Origin of the sequence: Geothrix alkalitolerans, from assembly GCF_022808885.1 — a bacterium.
Taxonomy (GTDB): Bacteria; Acidobacteriota; Holophagae; order Holophagales; family Holophagaceae; genus Geothrix; species Geothrix alkalitolerans.
The window spans coordinates 701630-727542 of sequence record NZ_JAKZLE010000002.1 but is presented as its reverse complement, the minus strand read 5'-3'; the positions used below and the strand labels follow the sequence as shown (position 1 = coordinate 727542).

The 25913-nt window shown below is 68.5% G+C and carries 28 protein-coding genes and 2 tRNA genes; 14 read left to right on the top strand and 16 right to left on the bottom strand.

The features are described 5' to 3' along the window. Window positions 1-116: 116 nt before the first annotated feature. The 5 genes from MLJ35_RS07410 to MLJ35_RS07390 form a co-directional block, all read right to left on the bottom strand. A tRNA-Gly gene (locus MLJ35_RS07410) sits at window positions 117-191 on the bottom strand. Window positions 192-238: 47 nt separating this feature from the next. Further along, window positions 239-955: an ABC transporter ATP-binding protein gene (locus tag MLJ35_RS07405; protein WP_243383787.1), complete on the bottom strand. Its 717-nt coding sequence runs from the start codon at window positions 953-955 to the stop codon at window positions 239-241. An 11-nt stretch (window positions 956-966) separates the two neighbouring features. Next, window positions 967-2922: a branched-chain amino acid ABC transporter ATP-binding protein/permease gene (locus tag MLJ35_RS07400; RefSeq protein WP_243383786.1), complete on the bottom strand. Its 1956-nt coding sequence runs from the start codon at window positions 2920-2922 to the stop codon at window positions 967-969. A 1-nt stretch (window position 2923) separates the two neighbouring features. Continuing rightward, window positions 2924-3802, bottom strand: a complete 879-nt coding sequence (locus tag MLJ35_RS07395; RefSeq protein WP_243383785.1) for a branched-chain amino acid ABC transporter permease — start codon at window positions 3800-3802, stop codon at window positions 2924-2926. A 71-nt stretch (window positions 3803-3873) separates the two neighbouring features. Beyond that, the gene (locus MLJ35_RS07390; protein WP_243383784.1) at window positions 3874-5148 is read right to left on the bottom strand and encodes an ABC transporter substrate-binding protein; all 1275 of its coding nucleotides are present in this window, start codon (window positions 5146-5148) and stop codon (window positions 3874-3876) included. A gap of 334 nt (window positions 5149-5482) precedes the next feature. Here MLJ35_RS07390 and MLJ35_RS07385 point away from each other — a divergent pair, with 334 nt between their 5' ends. Both MLJ35_RS07385 and btsR read left to right on the top strand, forming a co-directional pair. After that, the gene (locus MLJ35_RS07385) at window positions 5483-7165 is read left to right on the top strand and encodes a sensor histidine kinase (protein ID WP_243383783.1); all 1683 of its coding nucleotides are present in this window, start codon (window positions 5483-5485) and stop codon (window positions 7163-7165) included. Further along, the gene (gene btsR / locus MLJ35_RS07380) at window positions 7162-7875 is read left to right on the top strand and encodes a two-component system response regulator BtsR (protein WP_243383782.1); all 714 of its coding nucleotides are present in this window, start codon (window positions 7162-7164) and stop codon (window positions 7873-7875) included. The genes MLJ35_RS07385 and btsR overlap by 4 nt, the downstream gene beginning before the upstream one ends. On the opposite strand, the gene lpxK is transcribed toward btsR, so the two are convergent. After that, a complete protein-coding gene (gene lpxK, locus MLJ35_RS07375) occupies window positions 7807-8922 on the bottom strand; it encodes a tetraacyldisaccharide 4'-kinase (RefSeq protein ID WP_243383781.1) in 1116 nt (371 codons plus the stop codon). The two genes, btsR and lpxK, sit on opposite strands and share 69 nt — an antisense overlap. A 63-nt stretch (window positions 8923-8985) precedes the next feature. Here lpxK and MLJ35_RS07370 point away from each other — a divergent pair, with 63 nt between their 5' ends. The 4 genes from MLJ35_RS07370 to MLJ35_RS07355 all read left to right on the top strand — a co-directional run bounded on the left by MLJ35_RS07370 (window position 8986) and on the right by MLJ35_RS07355 (window position 11062). Beyond that, the gene (locus tag MLJ35_RS07370; protein ID WP_243383780.1) at window positions 8986-9522 is read left to right on the top strand and encodes a GAF domain-containing protein; all 537 of its coding nucleotides are present in this window, start codon (window positions 8986-8988) and stop codon (window positions 9520-9522) included. 24 nt (window positions 9523-9546) lie between these two features. Continuing rightward, window positions 9547-10269, top strand: coding sequence for a cyclic nucleotide-binding domain-containing protein (locus tag MLJ35_RS07365; RefSeq protein ID WP_243285893.1), 723 nt, complete (start codon window positions 9547-9549; stop codon window positions 10267-10269). Window positions 10270-10300: 31 nt separating this feature from the next. Further along, complete coding sequence (locus MLJ35_RS07360) at window positions 10301-10528, top strand: hypothetical protein (protein ID WP_243322130.1); 228 nt, start codon at window positions 10301-10303, stop codon at window positions 10526-10528. 84 nt (window positions 10529-10612) lie between these two features. Further along, window positions 10613-11062 (top strand): DUF1569 domain-containing protein, encoded by a 450-nt coding sequence (locus MLJ35_RS07355; RefSeq protein ID WP_243322129.1) that lies wholly within the window; start codon window positions 10613-10615, stop codon window positions 11060-11062. Window positions 11063-11205: 143 nt separating this feature from the next. On the opposite strand, the gene MLJ35_RS07350 is transcribed toward MLJ35_RS07355, so the two are convergent. Together MLJ35_RS07350 and MLJ35_RS07345 are read right to left on the bottom strand one after the other, a co-directional pair. Further along, window positions 11206-12177 (bottom strand): electron transfer flavoprotein subunit alpha/FixB family protein, encoded by a 972-nt coding sequence (locus tag MLJ35_RS07350; RefSeq protein WP_243383779.1) that lies wholly within the window; start codon window positions 12175-12177, stop codon window positions 11206-11208. A 47-nt stretch (window positions 12178-12224) separates the two neighbouring features. After that, window positions 12225-12974, bottom strand: a complete 750-nt coding sequence (locus tag MLJ35_RS07345) for an electron transfer flavoprotein subunit beta/FixA family protein (RefSeq protein ID WP_243322125.1) — start codon at window positions 12972-12974, stop codon at window positions 12225-12227. A gap of 187 nt (window positions 12975-13161) precedes the next feature. On the opposite strand from MLJ35_RS07345, the gene MLJ35_RS07340 reads away from it, so the two are divergent. Beyond that, window positions 13162-14289, top strand: a complete 1128-nt coding sequence (locus tag MLJ35_RS07340; RefSeq protein WP_243383778.1) for a UDP-N-acetylglucosamine--N-acetylmuramyl-(pentapeptide) pyrophosphoryl-undecaprenol N-acetylglucosamine transferase — start codon at window positions 13162-13164, stop codon at window positions 14287-14289. On the opposite strand, the gene tatC is transcribed toward MLJ35_RS07340, so the two are convergent. The 4 genes from tatC to MLJ35_RS07320 form a co-directional block, all read right to left on the bottom strand. Next, window positions 14238-15005, bottom strand: coding sequence for a twin-arginine translocase subunit TatC (gene tatC / locus MLJ35_RS07335; RefSeq protein WP_243383777.1), 768 nt, complete (start codon window positions 15003-15005; stop codon window positions 14238-14240). The genes MLJ35_RS07340 and tatC overlap by 52 nt on opposite strands. Window positions 15006-15069: 64 nt before the next feature. After that, a complete protein-coding gene (locus tag MLJ35_RS07330) occupies window positions 15070-15276 on the bottom strand; it encodes a twin-arginine translocase TatA/TatE family subunit (protein ID WP_243322120.1) in 207 nt (68 codons plus the stop codon). 32 nt (window positions 15277-15308) lie between these two features. Then, window positions 15309-15656 carry an AtuA-related protein gene (locus MLJ35_RS07325; RefSeq protein ID WP_243383776.1) on the bottom strand — a complete coding sequence of 116 codons (348 nt, stop codon included), beginning with the start codon at window positions 15654-15656 and terminating at the stop codon, window positions 15309-15311. After that, window positions 15653-17008 (bottom strand): UDP-glucose dehydrogenase family protein, encoded by a 1356-nt coding sequence (locus MLJ35_RS07320; protein WP_243383775.1) that lies wholly within the window; start codon window positions 17006-17008, stop codon window positions 15653-15655. Before MLJ35_RS07320 ends, MLJ35_RS07325 begins: the two co-directional genes overlap by 4 nt. A 71-nt stretch (window positions 17009-17079) precedes the next feature. Between MLJ35_RS07320 and MLJ35_RS07315 the strand changes: the two genes are divergently transcribed. The 7 genes from MLJ35_RS07315 to MLJ35_RS07285 are packed head-to-tail and all read left to right on the top strand — an operon-like array spanning window position 17080 to window position 23869. Further along, the gene (locus MLJ35_RS07315) at window positions 17080-17775 is read left to right on the top strand and encodes a MotA/TolQ/ExbB proton channel family protein (RefSeq protein WP_243383774.1); all 696 of its coding nucleotides are present in this window, start codon (window positions 17080-17082) and stop codon (window positions 17773-17775) included. Further along, on the top strand, window positions 17772-18590 hold the full coding sequence (locus tag MLJ35_RS07310; RefSeq protein WP_338028448.1) for a DUF3473 domain-containing protein: 819 nt from the start codon (window positions 17772-17774) through the stop codon (window positions 18588-18590). Before MLJ35_RS07315 ends, MLJ35_RS07310 begins: the two co-directional genes overlap by 4 nt. After that, a complete protein-coding gene (yaaA, locus tag MLJ35_RS07305) occupies window positions 18587-19309 on the top strand; it encodes a peroxide stress protein YaaA (protein ID WP_243383773.1) in 723 nt (240 codons plus the stop codon). The genes MLJ35_RS07310 and yaaA overlap by 4 nt, the downstream gene beginning before the upstream one ends. Next, a complete protein-coding gene (locus MLJ35_RS07300) occupies window positions 19306-20082 on the top strand; it encodes a DUF309 domain-containing protein (protein ID WP_243383772.1) in 777 nt (258 codons plus the stop codon). Before yaaA ends, MLJ35_RS07300 begins: the two co-directional genes overlap by 4 nt. Further along, window positions 20079-21653 carry an L-aspartate oxidase gene (gene nadB, locus MLJ35_RS07295; RefSeq protein WP_243383771.1) on the top strand — a complete coding sequence of 525 codons (1575 nt, stop codon included), beginning with the start codon at window positions 20079-20081 and terminating at the stop codon, window positions 21651-21653. Before MLJ35_RS07300 ends, nadB begins: the two co-directional genes overlap by 4 nt. Before the next feature lie 24 nt (window positions 21654-21677). Then, window positions 21678-23078, top strand: a complete 1401-nt coding sequence (locus MLJ35_RS07290; RefSeq protein WP_243383770.1) for an L-serine ammonia-lyase — start codon at window positions 21678-21680, stop codon at window positions 23076-23078. Further along, window positions 23078-23869, top strand: a complete 792-nt coding sequence (locus MLJ35_RS07285; protein WP_243383769.1) for a hypothetical protein — start codon at window positions 23078-23080, stop codon at window positions 23867-23869. The genes MLJ35_RS07290 and MLJ35_RS07285 overlap by 1 nt, the downstream gene beginning before the upstream one ends. Here the strand turns inward: MLJ35_RS07285 and MLJ35_RS07280 are convergent. The 4 genes from MLJ35_RS07280 to MLJ35_RS07265 form a co-directional block, all read right to left on the bottom strand. After that, entirely contained in the window at window positions 23862-24464 is a 603-nt protein-coding gene (locus tag MLJ35_RS07280) for an L-threonylcarbamoyladenylate synthase (protein WP_243383768.1), read from the bottom strand. The genes MLJ35_RS07285 and MLJ35_RS07280 overlap by 8 nt on opposite strands. Continuing rightward, on the bottom strand, window positions 24461-25135 hold the full coding sequence (locus tag MLJ35_RS07275) for an NUDIX domain-containing protein (RefSeq protein WP_243383767.1): 675 nt from the start codon (window positions 25133-25135) through the stop codon (window positions 24461-24463). Before MLJ35_RS07275 ends, MLJ35_RS07280 begins: the two co-directional genes overlap by 4 nt. Window positions 25136-25191: 56 nt before the next feature. Next, window positions 25192-25461 (bottom strand): 30S ribosomal protein S15, encoded by a 270-nt coding sequence (gene rpsO / locus MLJ35_RS07270; protein WP_243285910.1) that lies wholly within the window; start codon window positions 25459-25461, stop codon window positions 25192-25194. 286 nt (window positions 25462-25747) lie between these two features. Then, a tRNA-Leu gene (locus tag MLJ35_RS07265) sits at window positions 25748-25833 on the bottom strand. Between the last annotated feature and the right edge of the window lie 80 nt (window positions 25834-25913).

The following is a 25913-nucleotide window of genomic DNA, read 5'->3' as shown; positions in this document are numbered from 1 at the left end:
ATGTGGAAACCTGCGGTCCCTTGGATTCCCTGATTCACATGTCGTGACAGGAAATCAATTCCCGCCTTTCTCCATCTCCAAATCAGAAGGCCCGCCATCCGGCGGGCCTTCTGGTTTGGAGCGGGCGATCGGGATTGAACCGACGACATTCAGCTTGGGAAGCTGACGTTCTACCACTGAACTACGCCCGCGGCAGGGATCCATCCTAGCCTAGTGACGGGCGGGAGGCCAGCCCTGCTCAGCCCAGGTAGGCCGCGATGACGCGCTCGTTCCGCCCCAGCTCCTCGGGCGTGCCTTCGACGGCGATGCGGCCGCGCTCCATGACGTAGGCGTAGTCGGCCACCTCGAGGGCGCTCTTCGCGAACTGCTCGACGAGGAGGAGCGTGATGCCCTCGTCCTTGAGGCGGCGGATGGTGCGGAAGACCTCCTGCACGATGACCGGGGCGAGGCCCATGGAGGGCTCGTCCAGCAGCATCACCTTGGGCCGGGCCATGAGGGCGCGGCCGATGGCGAGCATCTGCTGCTCGCCGCCCGAGAGGGTGCCGGCGGCCTGACGGGCCCGGTCCTTCAGGCGGGGGAAGAGCCCATAGACACGGTCCAGATCGGCCTGGGCGCCCGACTTGAACCCCAGGAACTTGGGCAGCCGGCCGTAGGCGCCCAGCAGCAGGTTGTCCTCCACCGAGAGGGGGCCGAAGACCTTGCGGCCTTCCGGGGAGTGGGCGAGGCCCAGCCGTGCGATGCGGGAGGCGTCGAGTCCCTGCACGTCCTTGCCGTCCAGCACGACGCGCCCGCGGGAGGGGCGGAGCATGCCGGAGACGGCGCGCATGGTCGTGGTCTTGCCCGCGCCGTTGGCGCCGATGAGCGCCACCACGGCGCCGGGCTTCACGGTGAGGGTGGTGCCCACGAGCACCTCGCTGGCGCCGTAGCCTGCATGAAGGTCATCCACGATGAGCATGCCGGTCTCCTTCACGCGGGCAGGGGTTCGGCGCCGCCGGAAGGCGCGGAATCGCTGGCCTGGCCCAGGTAGGCCTCGATGACTTTGGGATGGCGCTTGACGTCCTCCGGGGCTCCTTCGGCGATGACCTTGCCGCCGTCCAGCACCGTCACCTGGTCGCAGAGCTCGCTCACGACATCCATGTGGTGCTCGATGAGGATGATGGTGACGCCCCGGGCGTGGACTCGCTTGATGATCTCGATCTGCTGGAGGACGTCCGGATGGGAGAGCCCTGCCGCGGGCTCGTCGAGGATCAGCAGGTCGGGCTTGCGGGCCAGGGCCCGGGCGATCTCCAGGAACCGCTGGGCGCCGTAGGTGAGATCCTTCGCCCGGGTGCGCGCCTGGTCCTTAAGGCCGATGAGGTCCAGCAGGGCGAGGGCGTCGGCCTGCGCACGCCGCTCCTGCGCGCGGGCGAAGCCCAGCAGCACGAGGGGGAGGGGCATCTTGTAGACGTCCTTCAGCGCGACCATCACATTCTCGACCGCCGTCAGCTCGCTGAAGAGCTGGAGGTTCTGGAAGGTGCGGGCCACGCCTGCCCGGGCCACCCGGGTGAGGCTCCCCTGGGGCAGCGGGACGCCGCGGAGGGCCACGCTGCCCGAAGAGGGCGTGTAGAGGCCCGAGATCACGTTCACCACGGTGCTCTTGCCCGAACCGTTCGGCCCGATGAGGCCGTGGATCGTGCCGGCGCGCACCTTCATGGACAGCCCGTCCACGGCCTTCACCCCGCCGAAGTGCCGCTTGAGGTCCTCCAGGACGAGCAGGGAGCCGTCGCCCTGGGTGCGCTGCGGGAGGACCGTCTCCAGGTCCGAAGGCTCTGGCAGGGGCGAGGGAGGCACGCGGAACAGCTTGGCGAGGAAGATGGCCAGGAAGCCCATCAGGCCCTCTGGCAGGCCCACGACCACGGAGAAGAGCATCAGGGCGAAGATGCCCTTGCGCCAATCTTCCGTGTTCTCCACGAAGAAGCCGCCGATGGCCAGGAGGCCCATGGCGACCACGGGCGCGAGCGCTTGGAAGGGCCGCGTGGTCTTCTTGAGGAGGCCTCGCAGACCCGCCGCCAGGGCCAGGGCGAACCCGGCTCCGCTGAAGATGTGGAACAGCAGGGCATTGGAGAGCAGGTTCGGCAGCAGGACCACCACGGTGGCTCCCACGAAGGCGCCCCAGAGGCTCTTGCGGCCGCCCAGCACCACGCCCAGCAGGAGGATGATCATCAGCTCGTAGACGAAGCTCTGGGGCTGGAGGTACTGGAAGTTGAAGGCGTACAGCCCGCCCGCGAGCCCGCCGAGGCCGGAGCCCAGCGAGAACGCGGCGACCTTGTGGTAGTAGGTGCCCACGCCCATGGCGTCCGTGGCGATGGGGCTGTCGCGCAGCGCCTCGAAGGCCCGGCCCCACTGGGAGGCCAGCAGGTTCCGCATCACCATCCAGACCAGGGCCAGCAGGATCAGGCAGAGCCAGAAGAAGATGGGCGGCGTGAGCGTGACTCCAAAGAGGGCCGGGCGCGTGAGGCTCAGGCCCTGGGCGCCGCCTGTGAGACTCTCCAGCTCGTTGAGGGCTGTGGTGCTGAGGGCCGCGAAGCTGAGGGTCGCCAGGGCGAACTGGGGGCCTTCGAGGCGCAGGGCGGGCAGCGCGAGGATGCTGCCCAGGGCCAGGCCCACGGCTGTGGCTGCGCCAAGGGCCGGCACCAGGCCAAGGCCCAGCTTGGTGACGACCAGGCCGGCGGTGTAGGCGCCCAGGCCCAGGAAGGCCACGTGGGCGAGGTTCACCTGGCCCAGGTAGCCGACGGTGACATCGAGTCCGATGAGCAGGATGCCGTAGATGGCCAATAGCGTCAGCAGGCCCAGGGCGTAGGGGTTGACCACCATCAGCGGGATGGTGGCGAGGAAGGCGAAGACGAGGAGCTCGGCGCCGCGGAGGAAGAGGATGCGCTTCATCTCATACCTTCCGGATGACGGCCTTGCCGAAGACGCCGGTGGGGCGTACGGCCAGCGCGAGGATCAGCAGGGTGAGACCGGGCGCTTCGCGCCAGCCGCTGCCGAGGTAGAAGCTGGCCAGGCTCTCCAGCGCGCCCAGGGCCATGCCGATGAGCACCACGCCGAAGCCCGAATCCAGCCCCGCCACCACGGCCACGGAGAAGGCCTTGAGGATGAGGGCGGAGGCCATGGTGGGACCCACGGTGGTGATGGGGGAGACGAGGATGCCCGCCAGGGCCGCGACGACGCCCGACAAGGCGTAGGACAGCATCACCGTCCGCGTGGCGCTGATGCCCATGAGCTCTGCGGCGTCGCGGTCCGCGGACACGGCCTCGAAGGCCTTGCCCAGCAGGGTGCGGCGCTTGAACAGCTCGATGAGGCCCATGATGGCGAGCACGCCCACGGCCACGGAGAGCTCCAGCCGCGTGACATCCACCCCGAATACATGGATGGGATCGGCGGAGATGGGGGTGGGAAAGGGGCGGTCGTCGCGTCCCCAGATGTTCTCGGCGGCGGAGAAGAAGAAGAGGCCCAGGATGATCGAGAGCAGGATCCAGCCTTCGCTCTTCTGCTCCAGGGCCAGCCGGACGCCGGCCCGTTCCACGACCAGGCCCAGCAGGGCGCCGAAGAGCAGGCCCCCCGGCACCATCAGCCAGTAGGGCAGGCCCAGGTTGGTGAGGGTGAGGCTGAAGAAGGCGGACACCATCACCAGCTCGCCCTGGCCGAAGTTGATGCTCTTGCTGGTGGCGTAGGTGAGCTGGAAGCCGTAGGCGATGAGAGCGTAGACGAGGCCCATGAGGGCACCGCTGACGGCCATCTGTCCAATGATCGAAGGATTCATGTCGGGGGCCCTCGGGGCGGGGCGGAAAAGGCGGGGGGCCGAAGCCCCCCGGGATGTGCGGTGATGAACGGTTACTTGGTCTTGCCCTTGGCCTTGGGGGCCGGCTTGGCGGGGGCCTTGGCCGGGGTGCCGGCGGCCTCCTTGATGAGGCGGGCCTTGTCCGAGGCATTGCCGAAGACCACGCGACCGTCCTGCACCATGCCCATCACGACCTGCTCGCGGCGGAAGGCCTCGTGGGTGGTGACGTCCGCGGGATTCCACTTGGTGTAGGGGTGGTTCCAGGTGGCGATGACGCCCTTCACGGGCTCCTTCAGGTCCTCCAGGGCCTCCTTGATCTTGTGGGTGTCCGTGCTGCCAGCCTGCTTCACCGCGGCGGCGAAGATGAGCACGGCGTCGTAGCCCTGGGCGGCGGCCACGGCGGAGGGGATGCGGTCCACCTTGTAGGCTTTGTGGTAGCCGTCGATGAAGGCCTTCGCCCTGGGCGTGATGGGCTCTTCGATGAAGGTCTGGGGCATCAGGGTGCCGTTGCCGTTCTTGCCGGCGTTGTCGATGTAGTTGGACATGGAGAGCGTCCATCCGCCGATGAGCGGCGCCTTCATGCCGATCTTGGCCATGCCGTTGGACACGGCGGCCAGCTCGGGGCCGATGGCCCAGATGAGGACGGCCTGGGCCCCGGCGGCCTTGGCGCGGAGCAGCTGGGCGGTCATGTCCTTGTCGCCGATGTTGAACTTCTCCTGGGCCACGACCTGGAGCTTGTTCCCCTGAAGCTTGATCTGGTTCAGCATGTCGTCGCGGCCGGACACGCCGTAGTTGGTGGAGTCGAAGATCACGGCCACCTTGGTGAAGTGGCGGTTGATGGCTTCCTCGACCACCATGGCGGCCTGGATGCCGTCATGGGCCGCGAAGCGGAAGATCGAGTTGTCCTTCACGCCGGCCTTGCTCCACTGGGTCATGGAGGCGGAACCCGCGGCGGGGCAGATGATCTTGGTGACGCCCTTCTCCTGGAGGTGCTTGTCGCCGGCCATGCAGACGCCGGTGTTCACGGTGCCGATGACGCCGGAGAGGTCGCCCATGGCGGCCAGCTCCTGGGCGATGAGGGCGCCACGCTCGTTCTTGGCTTCGTCATCGCGCTCGATGATCTCGATCTTCATCTTCCTGCCGCCCACCTGGATGCCGCCGGCGGCGTTGATCTCCGCGATGGCCAGCTTGGCGCCGTCCCGCGTGGAGGCGCCCATGGGGGCGGAGCCGCCGGTGAAGGGGCCCGTGATGGCGAGCTTGACGGTGTCCCCGGCGTGGAGGCCGAAGGCGGCCAAGAGTAGGGATCCATAGAGGGTCTGCCTGAGCATGGGAGTCTCCTTGGAAGCAGGTTGTGGGGAATTGGGACGGATTATGGCAGGTTGCGCCAGGGGGTGGGGCCTCGGACGGCCTGCGGTGGCGCCTTGGTTTCCACGGGGCCGGAGGGCCGGTCAGGTGGGCATGGAGGGGGTGATCTGCCACCCATGTTCGTACGGGCCCGAGGGGGCGAGGGATGGAAAGGTGGCCCACCGGCTCCTGGGACTTCCCGTCCGGCCGGAATCCGGCCGGAAGCGGTCGGAATGGCCTGCCGACCGCGGTTCGCGCCTGGCTCGGGGGACGTTGGAACCCGGTATCGTAGGGGACACCCACAGGAAAGGAGGGACCATGAAGCTGCTGTTCTCCCTCATTCAGGTGGCGTCTTTTTTCTTGTTCGTGGCCTACGCCTACTGCAACTCGCCCATGTTCCGGATGCGTCGCCTGGAGGCCGCCTCCCGTCGGGACCAGGCTGTCATGTACCTCTTCTTCTCGGTGATCTCCATCGGGGGGACCTACCTCGGACTCCCGGTGCATGGGGCCCTGGCCAACACCCGCGCCATCGGGCCTGTCCTGGCCGGGCTCGTGGGGGGGCCGTACCTGGGGCTGGCGGTGGGGCTCACCGGAGGGCTGCACCGGTACTTCTATGGGGGATTCACGGCCCTCGCCTGCGGCCTGTCCACCACGGTGGAGGGTGCGCTGGGCGGCGTCGTCCACCTCTATCTGGCTCGGCGGTACGGGGCCGAACGTCCTCTCAGCCCCCTCACGGCCCTGGTCACGATGATGGTGGCGGAGGCCCTGCAGATGATCATCATCCTGCTGGTGGCCCGGCCCTTCCCGGATGCCCTCCAGCTCGTGCAGGCCATTGCCTTCCCCATGATCGCGGCCAATTCTCTGGGGGCCGCGATCTTCATGAGCATCCTGCGGGACCGCCGGGATCTCTATGACCAGGTGGGGGCCGCGTCGACGGCCCGGGCCCTCCGAATCGCGGGGCGGACCCTGGGCCCCCTGGCCAAGGGCTTCACGCCCGACGTGGCCCCGGAGCTCGCGAAGATCATCCTGGAGGAGACGGGAGTCGGAGCCGTGGCCATCACGGACACCCGGATGGTGCTGGCCTTCGTCGGCCTCGGATCGGACCACCACAAGCCGGGCATGACCCTCGCGCCCGAGTGCCACCGCGCCATCCTCCATCGGGATGTCCAGTTCATGGACGGCGCGCACGAGGCCTATCACTGCGGTTACTCGGACCAGTGCCCGCTGGGCTCGGTGCTGGTGATCCCGCTGCAGGTGGACGGCGAGGTGATCGGGACCATCAAGCTCTTCGAGCCCGCCAGCAAGCGCTTCCTGAGCATCAACCGCACCCTGGGCGAAGGGCTCGCGCAGCTCCTGGCCACGCAACTGCTCCGGGCGCGCTACGAGGAGCAGAAGAACCTGCTGGTGCTGGCGGAGCTGAAGCTGGCCCACGCCCAGATCAATCCCCACTTCCTGTTCAACTCGCTCACCACCATCCAGGCCATCATGCGCCGCGACGCGAACCGGGCCCGGGAGCTGCTGAACCACCTCTCCACCTTCTTCCGGATGAACCTCAAGCGCAGCCCCGAGTTCTCCACCCTGGAGGAGGAGCTCACGCACGTGAACGCCTACCTGGAGATCGAGAAGGCCCGTTTCCAGGAGCGGCTGACAGTGGAGATCGACGTGGATCCCACCCTACTCCAGGTGAAGCTGCCCACCTTCACCCTCCAGCCCCTCCTGGAGAACGCCATCAAGCACGGCATCGCCGACAAGCTGGAGCCCGGATCGGCGCGCATCCACGCCTTCTGGGAGGACGGCGCCGCGCGGATCGACGTGGAGGACGACGCGGGAACCTACTTCGAGCGCAAGGAGCGCGGGAAGGATGGGCTCGGGCTCGGAATCGTGGAGAAGCGCATCCGGAACCTCCTGAAAGGGGGATCCGGCCTGACCGTGACCTGCGAACCCCACGTGCGTACCTGCGTGTCGATCCGCATCCCCGCGGAGGAGGCCAGGGCATCATGATGCGGACCCTGATCGTCGACGACGAGATGCACGTGCGGGAGGAGCTGGAGACGCTGCTCTCGGAGTCCGGGGAATACCTGGTGCTGGGCACCTGCTCCAACGCGATCCAGGCCCTGCGCGCGGTGAAGGCCATGCGGCCCGAGGTGATGTTCCTGGACATCCACATGCCCAAGATCGACGGCTTCCAGTTCCTGGGAATGCTCGATCCGGACGTGATGCCCCTGGTCGTGTTCGTGACGGCCTACGACGAGTACGCCCTCAAGGCCTTCGAGGAGAGCGCCCTGGACTACCTGCTCAAGCCTGTCCAGGCGGACCGGCTCGCCCGCACCACCGAGAAGCTGAAGCGGTTCCTCCGGGAGGGGAGCAAGCCGGCCTACGACAGCCCGTCCATCGAGCGGATCCCGTGTATTTCAGGGCACGGCATCAAGCTCGTGGATGTGGCGGAGATCGAGTTCGTGCGGTCCAGCGAAAGCGGCGTCCACCTGGTGACCGAGAAGGGCGAATTCCTCACGGAACTCACCCTGACGGTCCTGGAGGCCAAGGTGCCGTCCCTGGCCCGGTGCCACAAGCAGGTGCTGGTGAACCTCCGCCAGATCGACGAGATCCTCCGCCAGGATGCGTCGTCCCTCATCCGGACCCGGTCAGGGAAGCTTGTGCCCGTCAGCCGCCGGTTCCTGCCCCAGCTCAAGGAGCGGCTGCTGATCCGCTGAGGCCGATCGGGCGGCCAGGCGGGCCAGGCCAGTCAGCACCCAGGCCAGCAGGGGCTCTCCACCGACCACGTGCTGCTCCGCCACGTACAGGGGAAGCTCCAGCGCGGAGAGGTGCCCCGGGCCCAGCTTGACCGCGTCCTTCTCGGTGCAGACGAGCCAGGCCGCGCCCGCATCCCGCGCCTTGGCCTGGAGCCAGGCCAGGCCGGCGGGCGAGGGGCCCTGGTGGTCCGGGTAGCTGTGGGTACCGGCCCACGCCTGGCCGGCCACCAGCAGATCGGCGTAGAAAGCTTCCGGGTGGCCGAGGCCGCACCAGGCGAAGGCAGATCCCATCCCGGGAAGGGGCAGGGGGCTGTGGTCGCCCGTGCCCCACCGGCGCAGCGCCCCCAGGGTGAAATCCACCCAGAAGAGAGGTCCGCCGCTGCCATGGCGGTCCCACCAGGCTTCGACCCTCGCGCGATCCTTCACCCGGGCGGCTCTCGTGATCACCAGCGCATGGGCCCGCCGAGCACTGTCCACAGGTTCGCGCAGGTCACCCAGGGGCAGCATCCGTCCGTTTCCCCAGAGCCTCACGCCATCGAGCACCAGCAGGTCCAGGTCCCGGTGGAGGGCGCGGTGCTGGAAACCGTCGTCCAGCAGCAGGCAGCTCAAGTTCGGGCGCTGGGCCAGGGCCCGGAGGGCGGCCGCGTGCCGCTTCCGCCCCACCACCATCCGTTCCGGGCCCAGGCGCCGGGCCATGAGCAGGGGCTCGTCGCCGGACTGGCGGGAATCGGAATCCGCCTCCACGCTCATGGGATCGATGTCCCGCCGCCCGCCGTAGCCCCGGGACAGCACGGTGTTGGTCCATCCGGCGGCCTCCAGCCCTTCGGCCAGGAACAGCGTGAGGGGCGTCTTCCCGGTCCCCCCCGCACTGAGGTTGCCGATGGATACCACCGGGACGGAGACACGGGAGATCCGCTCGGGATGAGCATCGAAGCTGCGGTTCCGGGCACGCACGACCATCCCGTAGAGAGGGGACAGCGGAGCGGCCAGATAGCGCAGAATGGACATGGATCAGAGTGTCCAACAAAACCCCCACGGGGTCACGCGAGGGACCAGGGTAGCGGAGGAGAGATGAGCGAAGGAATCCTGCTGGAATCCGTGGCGCGGGGCACGTTGCTCCCAGGACCCGCGCGGGTGGAGCGCCTGCGGGCAGCTGTCCCGCAGATCCTGGCGGCCTTGGAGGGCGAGACGGACGAGGTGGCCCTCCAGGCGACCCTGGCCTGCCTCCTCTGGGAGACGATGCCCCAGGCCAACTGGTGCGGGTTCTACCGCCGGGTGGCCGACCGGATGCTGGCGGTCGGTCCCTACCAGGGCGGTATGGGTTGCCTCCGCATCTCGTTTGAGCGGGGGGTGTGCGGGACCTGCGCGCGGACCGGCGCCACCCAGCTCGTGCCCGACGTCCACGCGTTCCCAGGCCACATCGCCTGCGATGACGCGACCCGCTCCGAGCTCGTGATACCCATCGCTGTCGGGGGCCGTCTCCGGGCGGTTCTGGACCTGGATTCACCCCACATCGGGGGGTTTTCGGCGGACGAAGCCAGGATTCTCGAAGATCTGATGGCCCGGGTCTTCTCGGATGCGGTTCACCCATCGCCTGGGCTGGGTTAACCTAAGGCACTCCCCGGGATCTGCATGGCTGAACCCAGCTTCATCGATCAAAGCAAGCTGCGCTTCCGCGAAGGCGAAGTCATCTTCCGCAAGGGGGAGATGGCCCAGCAGATGTACATCATCCTCGCGGGCCGCGTCCGGCTCTACGTCTCAGAGGAGCCGAAGGGGGAGTGGACCGAAGAGCTGTCCAAGGGAGACTTCTTCGGAGAGGGAAGCCTGCTGGAGGCCCTGCCGCGCCAGCACACGGCCCTTGCTCTTGAGGATTCCGATCTCATCGCCATCAACCGCGGCACCTTCATGCGCATGATCCGTCAGAACCCCGAAGTGTCCGTGAAGATGATGCAGCGCCTCGCGCAGCGGCATCGCGAGCTGGGCGAGCGGGTGGAAGAGCTGGATGCCAGCCGTCCGGCCAAGGCCGCGGGCACGCCCGTGGCGAACCTGGTGTCCGTGCTCAGCGGCAAGCCCCATCCCATCCTGGCCCACGGCTCGCTCATCGGCCGTTTCGACCCCACCACGGGCGTGCATCCCGACATCGACCTGACCGAGGAGGACCACAACCTCAGCGTGTCGCGGCGCCATGCCCGCATCCTCTGCGAACATGGCCGCTACTTCCTGCTGGAAGAGCCGGGCGTGGCGAACGGCACCTTCGTCCGGGGCGAGCGCATCCAGCCCGGCGAACCCCGGGAGCTCAAGCACGGGGACCGCGTGGGCTTCGGCATGGTGGTGCTCTTCTTCGAAAAGAGCTAACTTTCCACCGGACGGAGCGCGGGAGGTGGACATGGGTACGGACCTGCACGTCGAATTGTGGCGGGATGAGCACGGCGTCATCCGGGAGCTGGTGCAGTTCGGCCTGGACGAGATCGGCGGCGCATGCGTCATCCGGGAGCGGAACAGCCTGGATGCCATGGATGGGGATGTGAACGAGGGGGACATGGTCGTCGCCCGGTTCGGGGATCCCGAGGACGCGCGGGACTTCCTGCGCGATGAGGGGTTCGAGCCTGTTTAGCTCTTCCTATCTCCAGAATGCCGTCCGGCGCAACCGGGCGGCATTCTGGAGCCGCGAACGGCTCTCTGGTGGAGGAAAACGACGATGAATTCCCTGTTCAACCCGGCCGACCGGGATGCCCTGGCCCGGCGGTTCGCGGAACTGGAGCCGGGCGCCGCGCGCCAGTGGGGGAAGATGGATCCCGCCCAGATGATGAAGCACTGCGCCCTCGCCCTGGGCGATCCCCTCGGCGACCGTCAGGTGAAGCAGCTCCTCCTCGGGAAGCTGATCACGCCCTTCATCCGGAGCCAGGTCTTTGGGGAGAAGCCCTTCCGCCGCAACTCCCCCACCGATCCCATCTACGTGGTGTCGAGCGCCCAGGACTTCGAGACCGAGCGCACCCGGCTGGCCACCCTCATCGACCGCGTCGTCCAGCGCGGCGCCGCGAAGACCGAAGGCAGGATCCACCCCTTCTTCGGCCGGCTCAGCGGCGACCAGTGGGGCCGCCTCATCTACAAGCACTTCGACCACCATCTGAGGCAGTTCGGGGTATGAATCCCTTCCTCGATCTGCAAAATCGCCCGGCGGATGCCGGGCGATTTTGCAGATGGGGGAAGGCAGAGCGAAGGCCGGGCTCGGCCCGGCCTTCGCGAGGGGGTGCGGGGGTGTGCGCGCAGGCGCGGGACCCCCGCGGAGAATCAATTGGAGCCGATTCCCATGGCCTTCGCGGCCTTGGTGAGCTCGGGAACCACCTCGAACAAGTCCCCGACGATCCCGTAGTTCGCCAGCTTGAAGATGGGCGCCTCGGGGTCCTTGTTGATGGCGACGATGAACTTCGAGCCGCTCATGCCGGCGATGTGCTGGATGGCGCCGCTGATGCCGCAAGCGATGTAGAGGGTGGGGCTCACGACCTTGCCGGTCTGGCCCACCTGCATGCTGTGGGGCAGGCCCCAGCCCGCGTCCACGGCCGCGCGGGAGGCGCCGACCACGCCACCGAGGGCGTCCGCCAGCTCTTCCAGGATTTTGAAGTTGGCGCCGTCCTTCATGCCGCGGCCGCCGCTGACGATCACGTTGGCCTCGCTGAGGTCCACCTTGCCGCCGGCCTTGGCGAGGATCTCCTTCACCACGGACTTGAAGTCGCCGGCGGGGGCGGCCAGCGTTTCCACGGCCCCGGCGCCAGCCTTTTCAGCTGCGGGGAACACATTGGGACGGGTGGTGGCCGTCTGCACGGCGCTGGAGAAGGTGGTGGTGGCGAAGGCCTTGCCGGCGTAGACCGGGCGCACCGCCTGGAGCTTGCCATCCGCCATGGAGAGGCCGGTGACGTCGGAGGCATAGCCGGCGCCCAGGCGCGCGGCGGCGCGGGGCAGCACGTCCTTGCCCACCGCGGTGGCGGCGGCCAGCAGCACCGTGGCGCCCTTGGCCTTCACGGCGTCCGCCAGCAGCTGCGCGAAGGCATCGCTGGAATAGGAGGCCAGGGTGGCGCCCTCGGCGGTGAGGATCACGTCCGCGCCGAACTTGGCGGCTTCCTCGGCACCGGCGCAGGAGGCGCCGGCGAACAGGGCGCCGACCTTCTTGCCGGAGGCGTCAGCCAGGCGGCGGCCTTCGCTGAGAGCCTCGGCGCTGGGCTTGCGGATCTGGCCGTCCTTCAGTTCACAGAACACGAGAATCATGGATGTCGTCCTTTCGAATATCGGATCAGTCAGCGGAGGAGGACCGGCTAGAAGACCTTGGCTTCATCCTTGAGGGCCTGGAGCAGAGCCTGGGCCTGCTGGGAGGCGTCGCCCTGCAGCAGGCGGCCGGCGGGGCGCTCGGGGGGCAGGGCCAGGGCGCTCACCTGCGCGCCGGCGGTGACGGCGGCGGCATCCAGTTCCTCGATGGTCTTCTTCTTGGCCGCCATGATGCCCTTGAGGCTGGCATAGCGGGGCTCGTTGAGGCCCTTCTGGGCAGTGATCACGGCGGGCAGGGCGCCTTCCACGATTTCCGAGCCGCCTTCGATCTCGCGCTCAGCCTTGAAGGTGCCTTCGCCGAGCTCAAGCTTCACGATGACGTTGGCCTGGGCGATGCCAAGCAACTCGGCCAGCATGGGGCCCATGGCGGCGTTGTCGCCTCCCAGGCCCTTGTTGCCGCAGAGGATCAGGTCGAAGCCCTTGTCCTTGGCGTAGGCCGCGATCATCTGGGCCACGGCGAAGGCATCGCCCTGGCCGTCACCCTTCAGCAGCACGGCACTGTCGGCGCCGAGCGCCAGGGCGTTCTTCAGCACATCCTTGGCGGTGTCGCCGCCCACGGAAAGCGCCACCACCTCGGCGCCCTTGCCCTCCTTGAGACGAATGGCCTCCTCCAGCGCGTACTCGTCGTAGGGGCTGGTGATCCACTTGACGTCCGCAGGATCGAGGGACTTGCCATCCGCAGCGACTTTGATCTTGGTCTCAGTATCGGGGACCTGTTTGAGGGCGACGAGGATCTTCATGGGCGCTCCCTGATGCGTCATGGACAGGCCGGTGGGAACCGGCGGAAAAATGGATTCTAGCGCGGCGTGACCTTCCACTTTACCGGCCTTTGAGGATCTTTGTGCCTGGAATCACGTATCTGTCTTCAGGTAAGTTGCACTTGCCTTTGGGTAGGAAGGGGGCACCTTCCGGTATGGTGATCGGATCATGAGCGATCGCACGCCGAGCTTCGATGGAGCCCTCGTCCTCACCGGTGGTGGAACCGGGGGGCATTTCTTCCCGGCCATGGCCTTGGCGGAGGGCGCGCATCGCCAGTGGCCGCAGCGGCCCATCGCCTTCGTGGGGGCCCGCCGGGGCATCGAGGCCCGGGAGCTGCCGGCCAGCCCCTGGCCGCACGTGCTGCTCGATGTGGAGGGTTTCCTGGGTCGGTCGCCGCTGCGGGCCGCGAGATCCGCCTGGAAGCTCTGGCGCGCCACGGTTCACCTGAAGGCCCTGTGGCGCTCCGCCCGGCCCTGGGCCGTGATCGGCACCGGCGGCTACGGCGCGGCTCCGGCCCTGCTCGCCGCACGCGCCCTGGATATCCCCTACTTCCTGCATGAGAGCAATGCCGCGCCGGGCGCCCTGGTGAAGCTCCTCGCTCCAAAGGCCAGGCGGGTCTGGTGCGGCCTCGAAGGCGTGCGCTCCCTGCTTCCCGGGGCGGACTGCTTGGTGGTAGGCACGCCGGTGAGAGAGGCCTTCCTGCGGGACTTCCGGGCGGCATCGGCGCTGGAGCCGCCCTTCCGCCTGCTGGTCCTGGGGGGGAGCGGCGGTGCGCGGGCCCTCAACGAAGCGCTGCTGGAACTCGCGCCCCAGCTGCTGGAGGAGGCCCCGGAGTGGGAGCTGCTCCACCAGGCCGGCCCCGCGGAGTTCGAGCGGCTGAAGAACCGGCCGCGCCACCCCCGCCATGAGCTGGTCCCCTTCATCCACCGCATGGATGAGGCCATGGAGGCGGCGAGCCTCGTCCTGAGCCGGTCCGGGGCCAGCACCTGCGCCGAGCTGAAGGCCGCGGGGCGGGGGGCGATCCTGGTGCCCCTGCCGACCAGTGCCAATGACCACCAGCGCATGAATGCCCTGGCCCTGGCCTCGGAGGGCCGCGCCGCCGTGGTCGAGCAGGGCCCGGAGTTTCCGGCCCGGCTCGACGCGTCCCTCGCGCTCCACATGACCGGCGTGGACGCGCGGAGGAACCTGTTCGTCTCACCTGAACCCAACCTAGCCGTGAGGCTCAGTCTGGAGGACCTGGGAGCCTACTTCGCGCGGGGCTCCGCGGCCCAGGCCACCAGCACGGAGATGAAGTAGAGGCCCAGCAGGACCACGCTGAAGAAGACGGTGGTCACCACCACGTCGCCCGGGGTGAAGAACGCGCTGAAGATGAGGATGGCGATGGTGGCGTGGCGCCAGTACTTCAGCATGAGACGCGCGGTCACGATGCGGAACTTCGCCAGGAAGAAGAACAGGACCGGCAGCTCGAACATCACCCCGGTGATGAGCGTGGTGGAGATGAACAAGTCGAGGTAGTCCGAGGCGTGCAGGTTGGCGCGCAGCCCCGCCTGGGAGGCCTCCTGGAAGAGGATGTCACCCAGGAACTTGAAGGCCTGGAAGTAGGCGAAGGCGGAGCCGGCCAGGAAGCAGGCCGAGGTGACGAAGACGAAGGGGATGACGAGTCGGCGTTCCTTGGGCAGCAGGCCCGGCCGGATGAAGGCCCAGAGCTGGTAGAAGAGGAAGGGGGCGCAGAACACGGCCGCGGCCCACAGCGAGAGCCTCATCATGCTGAAGAAGGGCTCGGTGAGGTCCGTGAAGGCGAAGGGGTCCAGGCTTCCGACAGGCTTGCCCGTCTGGCGCGCCATGGCCTCGAGGAAGGGCTTCTGCGCCCAGGCCCAGAGCTTGAAGCGGTAGGCATAGGTGATGGCGAAGCCCACGGCCACGATGCCGAGGGATCGGACGATCCGCACCCGCAGCTCCTGCAGGTGCTCCCAGAAGCTCATCTTGTCGGGCGGCGTGGCCGGAAGCGCCATGGTCCTCAACGGGGAGAAAAGGCCGGCCCCCCTGCGGAGACCGGCCGGTGGAGGGCCTGGGGGCCTACTGCTTGTCCTTGTCGGAGGAAGAGGCGGCCGGCGGGGTGGTGACGTCTTCCTTCACGGAATCCGTCAGCTCGCGGCTGGCCTTCTTGAATTCCTGGATGCCCTTGCCGAGGCTCTTGCCCAGCTCCGGGAGGCGGGAGGGCCCGAAGAAAATCAGCAGCGCGATGCCGATCAGCAGGATTTCCATCATTCCGAGATTGCCCATGTTGGTGCTCCTTGGCGGGGTGGGAATGCTCTTCAGGGTTTGAGATCCGCCAGCGTCAGGCCGGCCGGAAGGTCAAGTTCCATTCTAAGCAGGGCCTGCCCATGGGTCTTGCCCTGGGCATCAGTTTTCACACTTTCGCTGCCGCCCCCGCCCAGGGAGTCGTGCAGGATGAAGTTGAGAGCCTTGAGGTTAGGAACCTCGAACCGTTCAACACTACCTTTGCATATGGTTGAAAAGTGATGCTTGACACACTCGGGCGTAAGCTCCTGTTGCAACAGGCGATAGCCGGCCTCCGTGTAGGCGATCACGCCGACATTGGAACCGTCCCCCTTGTCGCCGCTACGGGCGTGGGCAATGTCTTCCAGGCGGATGCGGGTCATTTGACCTCCACGGAACGGCGTCCCAGGGAATGGTACGTCCAGCCCTTGGCCTCCATGGCCTCCGGCCGGAAGAGGTTGCGGCCATCGAACATGCAGCGTGTCTTGAGGGCCTTGGCGACGGCCTCGAGATCGGCCGCCTTGTAGTCCGTCCACTCGGTGGCGATGAGCAGGGCGTCCGCGCCCTCGCAAGCCGCCAGCGGAGTCTCTGCGTAGCGGACCTTGTCGCCGACCCTCGCCTTCACGGCCTCCATGGCGGCGAAATCATGCACCACCACGTCCGCGCCGAGGTTCACCAGGCCATCGATCAGTTCCAGGGCCATGCTCTCCCGGATGTCATCGGTGTTGGCCTTGAAGGCCAGGCCCCACAGGGCGAAGCGCTTGCCCTTCAGGGGGGCGGGCACGCCCGGCTTCACGCCGAAGTGGTCCTTCACCTTCCGGAGGAGCACCTGCTTCTGATGCCGGTTGGCCTCCACCGTGGTGGCCAGAGTCATCATGGGGTGGCCGTGCTCGCGCCCCACCTTCAGGAGCGCCTGCAGGTCCTTGGGGAAGCAGGAACCGCCGAAGCCGGGACCCGGGTTGAGGAAGGCGGGGCCGATGCGGTGGTCCGCGCCGATGGCGGTCTTCACGTGGTCGATGTCGGCGCCCACGCACTCGGCCAGGTTGGCGATCTCGTTGATGAAGCTGATTCGCAGGGCCAGCATGGCGTTGGCGGCGTACTTGGTGAGCTCCGCGCTGGGGGGATCCATGCGGAACCACTTGCCGCCGCTGCGATCCAGGAAGGACTGGTAGAGCCCCTTCATCACCTTCTCGGCGTGGTCCGTGCGGCAACCCACCACCACGCGGTCCGGCTCCAGGAAGTCGCCGATGGCCGAGCCTTCGCGGAGGAACTCGGGATTGCTCACGACTTCGAAGGCGCGATCCGTGTGGGAGGCGATCTCCGCGTGAACACGCGCCGCCGTCCCCACCGGCACCGTGCTCTTGTCCACCACGATGAGCGGAGCGGCATCCTTGGCGCGCAAGGCCATGGCCCCGCCGATCTGGCCCGCCACGGCCAGCACGTACTTCATGTCCGCGCTGCCGTCCTCGCTTTGGGGGGTGCCCACGCAGATGAAGGCCGCGGCTGCCTCCGCGATGCCCTCCTCGAGATCCGTGGTGAATTGCAGGGCGCCCGACGCGAGATGCTTCCGCAGCAGGTCATCCAGGCCCGGCTCGAAGATGGGGGATTCGCCCCGGCCAAGGGCGGCGACCTTGGCGGCATCCACATCCACGCCGAGGACGCGGTGCCCCGCCTCGGCGAAACAGGCGGCAGCCACCAATCCCACGTACCCCGATCCAATGACCAGCACCTGCATGGCGTCTCCGCGCAAAGCATCCAGTGTAGCCGCATCCCCGCTTGCTATCATTTCGGGACGGAGGCAGCAGCATGGCGATCCTGGCGGCACCCACGGGCAATGAGGTCAACCTGCTGGAGGTGATGCTCCATGCGGGTCCCGTCTCCAAGTCGGTGCTGGCGATCCTCTTCAGCTTCTCACTCCTGAGCTGGGTTGTGATCATCCGGAAGGCGCTGCTCTACCGCCGCAGCCGTGAGGTGTCCGAGCGTTTCCGAGGCGCCTTCAAGCGGGCCACGGACTGGCGCGACCTGAAACAGCAGGTGGAGCGGTTCGCCATGAGCCCCCTCGTGGGCCTCTTCGTGGCGGGCTACGGCGAAGTCACCTACCAGCTCCGCCAGGTGGGTCCGGACGGACGTCCCCAGCTCCGCAGCATGGAGGCCGTGGAGCGTAGCCTCCAGCGGGCCAGCGTGGTGGAGATGGGACGGCTGGAGCGGTCCCTGGGCGGCCTGGCCACCGTGGCCGCGGTGAGCCCCTTCATCGGCCTCTTCGGCACCGTGTGGGGCATCATCGACGCCTTCCGCGGCATCGGCGCCACGGGGAACGCGAATCTGGCCACCGTGGCTCCCGGCATCTCCGAGGCCCTGGTGGCCACGGCCATCGGTCTGGTGGCGGCCATCCCGGCGCTCATGGCCTACAACTTCTTCCAGGGCCAGCTGAAGCAGTTCCAGACCGAACTGGATGACTTCTCCCTCGAGTTCATCAGCCTTTCCGAGCGGAACTTCACCTGATCGAGCCCCGGCTTCCTCTCTCCCTCGACTGGGAGGACTGGTTCCAGCTCTGCTGCCCGCCCTACGACCAGCCCGAGGCCCTGGACCGCTTCGAGTGCCGCCTGCCGCGGGCCACGGAGCTGTCGCTGGTCCTCTGCGCGGATCTGGGCGCCAAGGCCACCTGGTTCTGCCTGGGTGACCAGGCCCGCCGGCACCCGGCGCTGCTGCGGCGCATCGCGGCGGAAGGCCACGCGGTCGGCCTGCATGGGCTCGCGCATCGCCGGGCTTTCGAGATGGATCGGGCGGAGTGGCGCGCCTCGGTGCGCGACGGCAAGGCCCTGCTCGAGGATCTCACTGGGCAGCCCGTGGTGGGCTATCGAGCCCCGGAATGGAGCCTTCGCGGCCCTGCCGCGGGCTGGTGGCGGGACCTGCCGGAGCTGGGCTTCCGCTACGACTCCAGCCGTGCGCCCCTCGCCGTCATCGGTGATCCCGGCTGGCCCCGGCGGCCCCATCTGCTGACGGAGGGTCTCTGGGAGTTGCCGCCGCCTGTCCTCTGGTCCGGCCCGCCACGTTCGCCCCTCTGGGGTTGGGGCCTCAGGGTGCTGCCCTTCAGCCTGGTCCGCCGGGCGCTCGAGGCCCTGGCCTCGGAGGACGCCGGCACCCCGCTGACCCTGCACCCATGGGAGCTGGACGAGGGGCAGCCGGAGCTGCCGGGAGCTCCCTTCGGCCACCGATTCGCCCATAGCGCGGGCCTGAAGGGGCACGGGACGCACCTCCGCGATCTGTTCGCGGGATTCCGCCTGACCACCCTCGAGGCCTGGGTGGCGGAGCGATGACCCCTGCGCCGCTCATCCTCCTCGCGCCTTCCGAGGACAAGGCTTCTGGCGGAGTCCGCGGCAAGCTGCCGGAAACGTCCGCCCAGCGCTGGGTGCGGGAGCGATTGGTGACCCTCGCCCGGACCGGATCGCCGGAGGCCGTGAAGAAGGCCTTCGACGTGAAGGATCTGGCCTTGGACAAGGCCCGGACGGAAGCGCTGGCGCTGGCCCGGCCCGTGCCCTTGCTGCCCGCCCTGTCCCGGTACACCGGTGTGGCCTTCCAGGCCCTGGACGCGGGCTCGCTGCCGCCGGAGGCTTGGCGGCAGGTGTTCATCCTGTCCAACCTCCGGGGCCTGGTGCGTGGTGACGAACCCGTGCCGCCGTACAAGCTCAAGATGGTGGGCATCCCCGGGTTGAAGGCCCACTGGCGGAAAACGCTCCCGGCGCTGTTGGAGGCGCTACCCGACGGCTCCGTGTGGGAGCTGCTCCCGGGCGATTCGGCCGACCTGCTCAAGGGCTGGACCCGCCCGCGGCACACGGTGGAGATTCTCGATGCCCGGGGAAAGGCCGTCAGCCATTTCTCGAAGAAGTACCGGGGACTGGTGGCGCGGTGGCTCCTGGTGCACCAGCAGGGCGATCCCCGGAAGGTGCTGAGGGGACGCATCCCCGGGTGCCAGTGGGCCGGAGTGGATGAGAACGACCGGGGCGGGCTGGCCCTCCGGCTTCTGGTGGAACCATGAGCGACGATTGCAACCGCACCCCCTTCTGGCAGCGTCAGCCCCAGCTTCCCCTGGCGATCCAGCGCTTCTTCCAGGCCCGCATGGAGGCGGCCCTGGGCGACCCGGAGGCCCGCCAGGTGCTGGTCTGGCCCACGATCCTCGGTGCGCCGGGCCTGCGGAAGGCTCATCCCGACGGGCTCCCCGAGGCCGAGCTGCTGCCTCATGCCGCCCGCATGCTGAGCGCCCTGGGCCATCACGACCCAGTGGGCGCCTGGCAGGCTCACCTGGCGACCTGGCCGGACACAGCAGAAGCCGGGCCCAGTGGCTGGCGTCCGACCGCCGCCTGGGGCGCCTGGGGTCCGCTGGTGAGCCTGCGCTGCGGCTGGCAGCTGGCCGCCCTGACGCCATTGCCTCTGGGGGCCCGGTACCCGCTGGCCTGCGGCGTGTCCCTTTTCAACCATGGCCTCTACCATGAGTGCCACGACGCCCTGGAACCGCTGTGGGACGCGGCGGAGGGCGACCTGAAGGGCCAGCTCCAGGGGCTCATCCTGCTGACGGGCGGGTACCACCACCTCCAGCAGCACAACCTGCCGGGCATGGTGGCCCTGTGGGAGGAGGCCGTCGGCCGCCTGGAGGCCTGCGGGGGGCGCGTTCCCACACCGTGGGGAGAGGTGCGGTCCGAGGTTGCGCTGGACCTGACGATGCGGCGGCTGGACCATGGGAGGCGCATGAAGGATGGCGGGGACTTGTCGGCCTTGTGGGCCCTGGATCGCCCTACCTGGGAGCTGGCATGAAGGATGGGGTCGATCTGCTGGTGCTGGGCGCGGGAATCGCGGGCTGTTCCGCGGCCCTGCGCGCGGCGGATCAGGGCATCTCCGTGGTGCTGGTGGCCAAGGACGAGCTGGGCGGCAGCAACACCGCCTGGGCCCAGGGCGGCATCATCGGCCAGCCGCCGCCGGAGGAAGGCGACTCCGCGGACCTGCTGGCCGCGGATATCGAGGCCGCGGGCGCGGGCCTCTGCCGGCCCGAGGCCGTGCGCCAGCTGGCCGAGGAGGGTCCGAAACTCTGCCGGAGCTTCCTCTGGGAGCGGCTGGGCGTGCCCTTCGACCTCGGGATCGGCGGGACTCCCGATCCCACGGCCGAGGCAGCCCACAGCGCCCGGCGCATCTACCACGCCAAGGACGCCACCGGGCTGGCCATCCAGACGGCGCTCAGCGAGGCCGTCCGGAAGCACCCGAACATCCGCCTGCGGGAGGGGCTCTGTCTGGTGGACCTCATCACCAGCCCCCACCACTGCGTCAGTCCGGTGCAAGTCTACGAGCCCATCCGCGTCCACGGCGCCTACCTCTTCGACCCCACCACGGGCGGGGTCGAAGGCCTCCTGGCCCGCCGCACGGTCCTGGCCACGGGCGGCCTCGGCTACCTCTACCTGCACACCACGAACCCGCCGGGCGCCACGGGAGACGGCCTGGCGGCCGCCTATCGGGCCAGCGCGCGCATCGTGAACTGCGAGTACCTCCAGTTCCATCCCACCACCCTCTACGTCCCCGGCAAGCCGCGGACGCTGCTGACCGAGGCCCTCCGGGGCGAGGGGGCGCAGCTGCTCAACCGCAAGGGCGAGCGGTTCATGTCCAAGTACGCGCCGGATCAGATGGAACTGGCGCCTCGCGATGTGGTGAGCCGGGCGATCTTCCAGGAGATGGCGGTCAGCGGGGAACCCTGCGCCTACCTCGACCTGGCCCCGGTGGCGGCGAAGCTGGACCTGGACGAGCACTTCCCCACGATCATGGCGGCCTGCCGGGCTGAGGACATCAACCCTCATCGCCACCCCATTCCCGTGGTGCCCGCGGCCCACTATTTCTGCGGCGGCGTGCTGGTGGACCTGGAGGGCCGCACCAGCCTGCCGGGCCTCTTCGCCGCCGGAGAGGTGGCCTGCACGGGGCTCCATGGCGCCAACCGCCTGGCCTCCACCAGCCTGCTGGAGGGCCTGGTGTGGGGCTTCCACAGCGCCGATACGGCCGTGCGGGAGCTGCGGGAGACCGTGGATCCGGATCCCGGCGAGCTGGCCGGCTGGCGCATGCCGGAGGAACCTGAGGAGACCGACCCCCTCCTCATCGACCAGGACTGGCGCCTCATCCGCAGCACGCTGTGGAACTACGCGGGCATCGTCCGCAGCAGCGCCCGCCTGGAGCGGGCGCGGTCGGACCTGCACTACCTGGCCCATCGCATCGAGCGCTTCTACCACCAGACACTCCTCAGCCGGGAGCTGCTGGAGCTGCGCAGCGGCATCCTCTGCGCCCGCCTGATCCTCAACGCCGCCCTCCAGAACCCCGAAAGCCGCGGCTGCCATTACCGCATCGATTGATTGCCGGTCGCGGGACAATGAGGCATGGTGTTGTCCGTCTTCGACCTCTTCCGCATCGGCATCGGGCCCAGCTCCTCGCACACGGTGGGGCCCATGCGGGCGGCCCGCGGCTTCATCCTCGGGCTGGAGGCCGCGGGCCTGCTGGACGCCACGGGGGCGGTGAAGGTGGAGCTGTTCGGCAGCCTGGGCGCCACGGGGAGGGGCCACGGCAGTGACAAGGCGGTGATTCTCGGCCTGCTGGGAGAGACGCCGGAAGGCGTGGATGTGGAGGCCGCAGAGGGCCTGGTGGCGAGGGTCCGCGATTCCGGGCGGCTGGCCCTCCTCGGGAAGCGCGACGTCCCGTTCCGCGAGGCGGAGCATCTGCACCTGCTCCACAAGAGCCTGCCCTTCCATCCGAACGGCATGCGCTTCACGGCCCTGGATTCGGCCGGCAGGACGCTCCGCACCCAGGTCTACTACTCCGTGGGCGGAGGATTCGTGGTGGAGGAAGGCGTCCCGGCGCAGGTGGCCACCGGCCCGGAGCCACCTTTCCCCTTCCACACGTCCAAGGGCTTGTTGGAACACTGCCGAACGCAGGGCCTGCCCGTCAGCCAGGTCATGCTGGCGAACGAGCGGACCTGGCGCTCCGAGGCGGCCATCCGGTCGGGCCTCCAGAAGCTCTGGTCGGTCATGCAGGCCTGCGTGCGGCGGGGCTGCGCCACCGAGGGATTGCTGCCCGGCGGATTGAAGGTGCCCCGCCGCGCCCCGGCGCTTTACCGCCGCCTGACCGAATCCCCGGAGGCGGGCCTCAAGGATCCCCTCACGGCCCTGGATTTCGTGAGCCTCTACGCCCTGGCGGTGAACGAGGAGAACGCGGCCGGGGGCCGCGTGGTGACGGCCCCGACCAACGGCGCCGCGGGCATCATTCCCGCCGTCCTGCACTACTACCGGCGCTTCGTGCCCGGGGCCACGGACGAGGGGGTGGCGCGGTTCCTCCTGACGGCCGGGGCCATCGGTGCCCTCTACAAGGAGAACGCCTCCATCAGCGGCGCCGAGGTGGGCTGCCAGGGCGAGGTGGGCGTGGCCTGCTCCATGGCCGCCGGGGCCCTGGCCGAGGTGATGGGCGGCACGCCGGACCAGGTGGAGAACGCCGCGGAGATCGGCATGGAGCACAACCTGGGCCTCACCTGCGATCCCATCGGCGGCCTGGTGCAGGTGCCCTGCATCGAGCGCAACGCCATGGCCAGCGTGAAGGCCATCAACGCCGCCCGCATGTCCCTGCATGGCGACGGCCACCACTTCGTGAGCCTGGACAAGGTCATCAAGACCATGCGCGACACCGGCGCCGACATGAAGAGCAAGTACAAGGAGACCGCCCGGGGCGGCCTCGCCGTGAACGTGCTCGAAATGCCGCTAGACTTCACGGTGAACCTGCCGGAGTGCTGATGCGACCGTCCGCCGCCCTGCTGTTGCTGGTCCCCGCCCTTCTCTCGGCCCAGGCCGGGGGTCTGGACGCGGGGCGGCTCGATCCCGCCTGGTTCGGCCCAGGAGCCGCGTTCCAGCCGTCGAAAGCCCTGGGCTTCCAGTGGCTGAAGCCCGGCCTCGACTTGCGGGGCAGGGCGGTCCAGCTGGGATCCTGGGAGGCGCCTGCATGGGTTCTGGGCAAGCGGGACCTCAAGGACCAGACCTTCCTGACCCGCGTCGAAGGAGCCCTTCCCGCAGCCCTGGACCGCGGCCTCCGCCGGGGCCTGAAGGGAAGCGTGACCGTCTCGACTGCCAGCGGCGACGTCCACCTGGTGGGGCGGATCGTGGACGCCATCGGCCAGGCGGATGACTACATGGCCGCGGGCCGGGTCGCCCTGTCCTTCGACCTCAAGCTCGTGGACGGGAAGACGGGCGAGCTGCTGGGCGCCTTCCACGACACGCTCGAAAGCGGAGCCCCCGATTACATCCCGGGCCGCTTCGAGCTCTGGAGCGAGGATCTGGGCCGGTTGCTCGCCGTCCCCGCGGCGCCGAAGGAAGGGGCCAAACGCGTTCAGGGGTCCGCTCCCGCACCCGCCCCTCCCGCCCTGCCGGCACCCGCCGCCGCCAAGCCTGTACCAGCCGCAAACCCCGCCTTCGACTTGCAGGACGCCCTCAGCCGCATCGAGGGCCTCCGGCGCGACGGCCTCCTCAGCGACGAGGAATATCAGGCCCTGCGCAAGAAGGCGGAGGAGAAGGCCGGATCGCCTAGATAGGCCAGGCCCCCGCGCCTTCGCGCAGGAGGACGGGCTCCTCGCCGCTGAGGTCCAGGATGGTGCTGGGGATGCCCATGGGCTGGCCGCAGTCCACCACCATGTCCAGGGCGTGACCCAGCTCCTCCTCGATCTCCCAGGCCGTGTTCAGGATGGGCTGGTCCGGCAGCGCGACGCTGGTGGTGATGATGGGCTCGCCGAGCATCGCCACCAGCGCCTGGCAGAAGGGTTGGTCCGGGATGCGGAGCCCCACCACCTGCTTGTTCTGGAGGTAGCGCGGCACTTCGCGGCTGGCGGGCAGGAGCACGGTGTAGGGCCCGGGCAGCAGCTGCTTGAGAATGCGGAAGGTGGGCGTGTCCAGGTGACGGGCGTAGCGGCAGAGCATCTCCATGTCCGAGCACATGATCGACATGGGCTTCTTCGGGTCGCGGCCCTTGAGCTGGTGGATCCGGTCCACGGCCTTCTTGTGGGACACCAGGCAGCCCAGCCCGAACAGCGTGTCCGTGGGGTACGCGATGACACCGTCCTTCCTCAGCAGCTCCGCGATGCGCTCGAGATGGCGCACCTGGGGCGTCTCGGGGTGCAGGGTGAGGATCATGGCGTGTCCAGCTCCCGCCAGCGGGCGCGACCGGCCGAGGGATGCTCCTGGGGCCGCTGGAAGAAGCGCTCCGCCAGCGCGGGATCCAGGGCCGCGGCCACGCCGGTTCGCCGTCCCTGCAGGGCCAGCAGCGCCACCACCGTGAGGCTGTCCGTGATCTCGCCGGCCAGCACGCGCAGGAGGCAGTCCTGGAAGGGCTCGCGGTGGAGCATCAGCTCTTCGTCGTCCTCGGGGTGGTGGCCCTCCACAGGACTGAGACCCGTGGCCAGGAAGAGGAAGGCCTCCTCCTCCGTAGAGGAATTGCTGGTGTGGAAGAAGGCCAGGGGTTCCCACACCTGGGCCGCGAGCCCGGCCTCCTCCGCCAGTTCGCGTCGCATGGCCTCGAAGGGGCTCTCGGAGATGTCGCCGCCGCCCTCGGGGATCTCCCAGGAATAGGCCTCCAGCGGATAGCGCCACTGGCCCACGAGCACCACGCGGTCCTGATCGTCCAGGGCCAGCACGCCGCAAGCAGTGCGATGGAACCCGCAGACGGCGTAGCGCCCCTCGGCGCCCCGGCGGTGGCGGAAGCGGTCCTCGCGGATCCGGATCCAGGGCGAGTCATAGACGAAGCGGCGGCCGGTGACCGTGTAGGGATCCGGGTGCTCGGGCCGGGGCAGGGGCTTCAGGTCCATCCTCTGAACATAGCAAAACGCCCGCTTGCGCGGGCGTTTTGGGAAAGGATGGCTTCCTACCGACGGAGGCCGAGGCGGTCGATCAGCGTGGCGTAGCGCTCTTTGCTCTTCTTCTTGAGGTAGTCGAGCAGGCGGCGGCGCTGGCCGACCATGATCATGAGGCCGCGGCGGCTGTGGTAGTCCTTGGTGTGGGTCTTGAAGTGCTCGGTCAGATCGTTGATCCGCTTGGTCAGGATCGCAACCTGCACTTCGGGCGAACCGGTGTCCGACTCGTGCTGCTTGTAGTCGTCGATGATGATCTTCTTCTGTTCCACGTTCAGGGCCATGTCGGCTCCTTTTCGGGGGATCGCCCGTCACCCTGGCGTCAACGCTGCACGTTGACGATATCGCCTGCGGCGAAACCTTCAGTCCCGTACCGAAGGTGGGTCGAATCTGGAGGAGGCCAGATGCCTTTGTCAAAACGAAGGCCCAGGTGGATTGGGCTTCATCGTGGCGGCGGCCGCTGGCCGCCGTCCTTGGCGTCGCTTTCGCGCCGCCTGCGGACCGCAACGCGCCCTTCGGTCGCGTTCGGCCCTATTCTCCACACGCCCCTTAGGGGCGCGCGTCGAATGGTGGTGCGGATAGAGGGACTCGAACCCCCACGTCTTGTGAACACTAGTACCTGAAACTAGCGCGTCTACCAATTCCGCCATATCCGCTTGAAAGAACGATCCGGGGCCCGCGGGTTCCGGATGTGCCGAACACCAAGCCTAGCGCGGTCCACGCTTCGAGGCAACAG